This window comes from Pseudomonadota bacterium, from assembly GCA_039193195.1.
Taxonomy (GTDB): Bacteria; Pseudomonadota; Gammaproteobacteria; order Steroidobacterales; family JBCBZW01; genus JBCBZW01.
In genome coordinates, this window is the sequence record JBCCWS010000095.1 from 1 (window position 1) to 4,242 (window position 4,242).

4 protein-coding genes are annotated in these 4,242 nt (G+C 65.3%); 2 read left to right on the plus strand and 2 right to left on the minus strand.

Features of this window, described 5'->3' with window-relative positions; all coding sequences use genetic code 11:
• Positions 1 to 924: 924 nt before the first annotated feature.
• Positions 925 to 1,638 carry a hypothetical protein gene (locus tag AAGA68_27195; GenBank protein MEM9388757.1) on the plus strand — a complete coding sequence of 238 codons (714 nt, stop codon included), beginning with the start codon at positions 925 to 927 and terminating at the stop codon, positions 1,636 to 1,638.
• Here the strand turns inward: AAGA68_27195 and AAGA68_27200 are convergent.
• A complete protein-coding gene (locus AAGA68_27200) occupies positions 1,612 to 2,223 on the minus strand; it encodes a permease prefix domain 2-containing transporter (GenBank protein ID MEM9388758.1) in 612 nt (203 codons plus the stop codon). The genes AAGA68_27195 and AAGA68_27200 overlap by 27 nt on opposite strands.
• Positions 2,220 to 2,558 (minus strand): PadR family transcriptional regulator, encoded by a 339-nt coding sequence (locus AAGA68_27205; GenBank protein MEM9388759.1) that lies wholly within the window; start codon positions 2,556 to 2,558, stop codon positions 2,220 to 2,222. The genes AAGA68_27200 and AAGA68_27205 overlap by 4 nt, the downstream gene beginning before the upstream one ends.
• Positions 2,559 to 2,644: 86 nt before the next feature.
• On the opposite strand from AAGA68_27205, the gene AAGA68_27210 reads away from it, so the two are divergent.
• On the plus strand, positions 2,645 to 3,802 hold the full coding sequence (locus AAGA68_27210) for a leucine-rich repeat domain-containing protein (protein MEM9388760.1): 1,158 nt from the start codon (positions 2,645 to 2,647) through the stop codon (positions 3,800 to 3,802).
• Positions 3,803 to 4,242 lie beyond the last annotated feature (440 nt).

The following is a 4,242-nucleotide window of genomic DNA, read 5'->3' on the forward strand; positions in this document are numbered from 1 at the left end:
ATGTGTTGCGGACGGACGCCCATGCAGACGCTGGTGGATGGTCGCGGCTTGTGGGAGAGCAAAGTCAGTTCGCTGAACTGATCTGACAACTGCACGGCCATCGAGGTCGATAACTGTCAGATCAGGTCGCGACTAGCACAGGTTAGGACAGGACGAATAGCGCCACCGCCGAAGTCTGTACAGATCCCGCCGAGACCCGCAGAAGCTCACCACGCCGCTCCGAACAGGGTCAACACGCATCGCGACCTCGAAACCGGCTCTGTTCCGTTACGATCACGCCCAACCAGTTTCACCACTGCCTGCAGGCTTGCCACGAGGGGGCCCGTAGCACCCGTCCATCGCGGCCACTTAGACATTTTCGCGACACTTTAATAGGCAGTGTATGAGACTTCGATCGCCACACCGGCGCCCCTCAAGCGCCCCGTCGTCGCAACACCGACCTCCTACAACTTCCCAAAGCGGCCCAGAGTTCGATCGATCACAGCGGGCGATTTAGGCGACCCAATCACTCACGCGCTTAGTGCCGTCCCCAAGGTAAGCGTCGCCGGGGAACAGGATGCCGAACCCGACTAGCAACCCCGACACAACCAGATCAGAGATGGCCGGGCTCCTCGAACAGCCCCCATACGCCGAGTCGCAGAGGGAATAGAAGAACGATCCTTCGAACCAGCTGGCCCACGCCCATTATCCTCATAGGCCTGCCTCGCTTCGGGCAGTCAACCGGCACCGTACGGCTATCGCGCAGAAATCGGCAAACGCTGAACCATCAGCGAAATGTTGCATCGGCAGTCGCTACCACTTGATACGACACGGGCGTTGAGCCTCTCCTTGACCTACTCGGAGACGCGATCAGCGGGTAAGCTGGAGATCGTTCGCGCCCCTGCGCGCCGCGGAAGCCGCCACCACCACCACACGAGCCCGCCGATGCACACCGGCCCCGTCGAACGCCTCCTCGCCCAAACCCCCGCCGTGAACCTCATCGGCAGCATCCGCCCCAAGCTCGGCGGCGAGCTGCCCTGGTCCTTCACCTACGGCGCCCGCGCCAAGCGCCACTCGATGCGCCTGGTGCTGATGATCATGGCCGTGATCCTGCTCGGCAGCGCGATCGCCGTCATCCTCACCATCCGCGCCGGCTGGGATCCCCAACGCATGATGGCCCTGAGCCTGGTGGCCTACCTGGTGCTGAGCATGGCCGTGCCCAAGCTCATCGGCAGAAAGAAGCGCGGCGGCACGGGGTGGGAGCGGCAGGTGATGATCGGTCAGACCCACGTGCGCGTGATCGATCGCCACGGCGAGCGATCCACCCAGTGGCGCCAACCCCTGAACACCTACCGCGACCTGCGGCACCGCGTGGTGAGTGTGGGCGGCACATCGCTCGGCGGCCGTGGGGCTCCAACGCAATTGGATGTCGTCGAGCTGCGCCATCGCAACCCCGGCCGCACCATCTACCTGCACGGCGCACGCCATGCGAATGCGACCGCGCGCGAAGGTCTTGGAGGCATGATCGAGGCGGGCCGCGAAACCGAAGACGCTGCCGCGCCAGCCCCACCGGACGGGCCGGACGAGGGGACCTTGCAACGGATGCTAAATGATTGGTCGGAAACGCTGGGATTACCGGTCTCGCGGGAGGCGGAGTAGGTGCGGCGTGTTGGGCGACCGCGCGATGAGGGCGATGGCGCACCAAAGGCCTAGCAGCACGGCTAGGCGCATCCAGACAGAGTCGAGGGGCAGCGGATGCACCGCGTAGAACAGCGAAGGTAGCGACAACGCACTCCCCACCGTCCACCACCACCTGCGAGAGCGGGATCGCCCCTTGGCTAACTGATGGGCTGCCCCCAGCACCACGACGATGCCGAGCGCAGTAATGGCGCCGTACACGAAGAAAAAGGTAAGGCGCCCGGGAAGCTCCCCCCACGCGAGTAACTGCGCGGTGATCGGCCACGCGGTCGAGCGCACCAACGCCATCTCCCAGAGCAGGAGCGCCGGCACGCTCAGGAGCAGCCACCCCAGGGTCCTGACGCCACCCACTTGCTCGATGCGCAAGGCCGCCAGAAACGGCGCTAGGCGCAGGACGTCACCCCAGTAGTGCCACCGCGCTCGGATCGATTGCGTCGCCGCGCGGGCGCGGAAGCACTCTTCGAGGTCGCCTAGCAAATCCTCTCGCCGAGAGGTGGGCGCGAACCGCTCGACCAACCACCGGGCGAGCGCAGGCGGGCGACTCACGGCGCCGAGCCCTCACGTGCCTGCCACCCAGGCAAGCCACTGGCCATGGCGCTCAGCACCCGCAGCGACTCCTCCAGCACCTGGGCACCCGCTGCCGTGAGCGCGTAGTAGCGCTTCGCACGGCCGCCGCGCACGGGCGTGGCCTCGCCCATGCGTGAGTGCACGTAGCCCTTCTTCTCCAGGCGCGCGAGGGTGGGGTAGAGGGATCCCAGGGACACGGCGCGACCGGAGCGGGACCCGATCTCGCGCAGGATGGCGACGCCATAGGCCTGCTCGTCGTCGAGGCGTACCAAGGCGGCCAGCACGAGGATCTCGAACTCACCAAGGGTCTTCACGAGCTACCTCTCGCCCCCACCGTTGCAATAAGTCTTACATTGTAAGATAAATCCGTGCGTACAATCCAGCTTGTAGGAGTCCACCCATGCCTAGCCCTTCGCAACTGCTCTTCTCAGCCGTCGCGACAACCCTCGTTCTCGGCAGCGGCCTCGCGCACGGCGAGCCGCCGGCTCCCCTCCAAGACCCCGCTTTGGCATCCGCCGCTGCACGCACGCTAGGGCTGGCGACAGACGCCTTGACCGTCGAGGCTCTGGCCGACCTCACCGAACTCGACGCCACCGGCGCCGGCGTGCGCACGTTGGCGGGACTCGAGCACGCCACCCACCTAACGCACCTCCGCCTCGGCAACAACCACATCCACGACCTCGCGCCCCTGGCGGCGTTGACCGATCTGCAGCAGTTGGTGCTCGACGCGAACCCCGTACGATCGCTGACCGGCCTGGAAGGCCTGCACAAGCTTCGGGTCTTCCACGCTATCGATACCCCGCTGGCAGACATCGACGCCGTAAGCGGCTGGTCTTCTCTCGTCGGCATCACCCTAACCGGTGGCGACTTCGACTCCTTGCAGCCTCTCGCGGACAAGCCGACCCTGCGCGCCGTTTGGGTGCCGGACAACAGCCTCCGCGACGTCTCGGCGCTGCGCACGCTGCCGCAACTGAAAGTGCTTGTGCTCGGCGCTAACCCAATACAATCACTAGCACCGGTTAGTGGACTGACGGCGCTCGTGGATCTCGCACTATTCGATCTGAACATCACCGACATCAGGTTTCTCGCACCGCTGGTCGCGCTAGAACGCCTGAACCTGCGCCACAACGCCATCGTCGACTTAGCGCCCCTGAGCCAGGCACGAACGCTGAAGTGGCTGGACCTCACAGACAACGACATCAAAAACGTCAACCCGCTGATCCCCCTGATGGGCCTCGAGCGCCTGCTGATCGCGCGCAACGATCTCGCCACCCTCGACCCGCTAACAGGCCATCGCGCTCTGCGGTGGTTGCGCGCCGACGCGAACCGGCTCACATCGATCACCGCGCTCGCGGGGATGCCCTCCCTGCGCCTTGCCTCGGTCACCAACAACGAGATCGCGGACGCGGCGTGGCCCGAAACGGCTCAGGTGATCGCGGCGGTGCGTGAGCGGGGCGGCGAGATCAGCGTGGCACCGCAGACGGCGCCGTCGGTGTACCAGGCGCCGAGCGGCGTAGTGGCGGGGCAAGACCCCGACGCGAAGGGGCCCGCCCCCTAAGGGTCCTTGGGGCGCGGCCAGACGATCGGGCTGGCGCACACTGAATCGAATCAGGCATCGCGTGGAGAACTCGTGACCCGCATCAAGTGTCCGAGCAATTGGACAGGAATTGACGAGCGTTGGTGCAGAGCTGCCCCGTCGGCTTTGGGTCCAGTGGCAGTATCGCTAGCGCCCAACGGACATCGTGGGAATGCTCCTTCGACTATTGGATGGTCAACGCAGTGCGAAAAGCGAACTTCTGTTTGCACTAGCCTCGGGAGGGCTGAGTTTTCCTCGTTGACCAATTCTCGGCATGACGCGCATACCTCTTGTCCCCGTGCGAGACCTCACTTATCGCGCGTGCCCTTTGAGGCGCGCTAGTGTGGTGTGCCCCAAGTTGGTGTGTAAAATAGAACGGGGGGTGTGGTTGGGGGGGGGGGGGGGGGGGCGGGCGGGGGCGG

Bases quoted from the DNA above. Each gene is read 5' to 3' on its own strand.
- AAGA68_27195 (MEM9388757.1), top strand. From the start codon at position 925: ATGCACACCGGCCCCGTCGAACGCCTCCTCGCCCAAACCCCCGCCGTG.
- AAGA68_27210 (MEM9388760.1), top strand. From the start codon at position 2,645: ATGCCTAGCCCTTCGCAACTGCTCTTCTCAGCCGTCGCGACAACCCTC.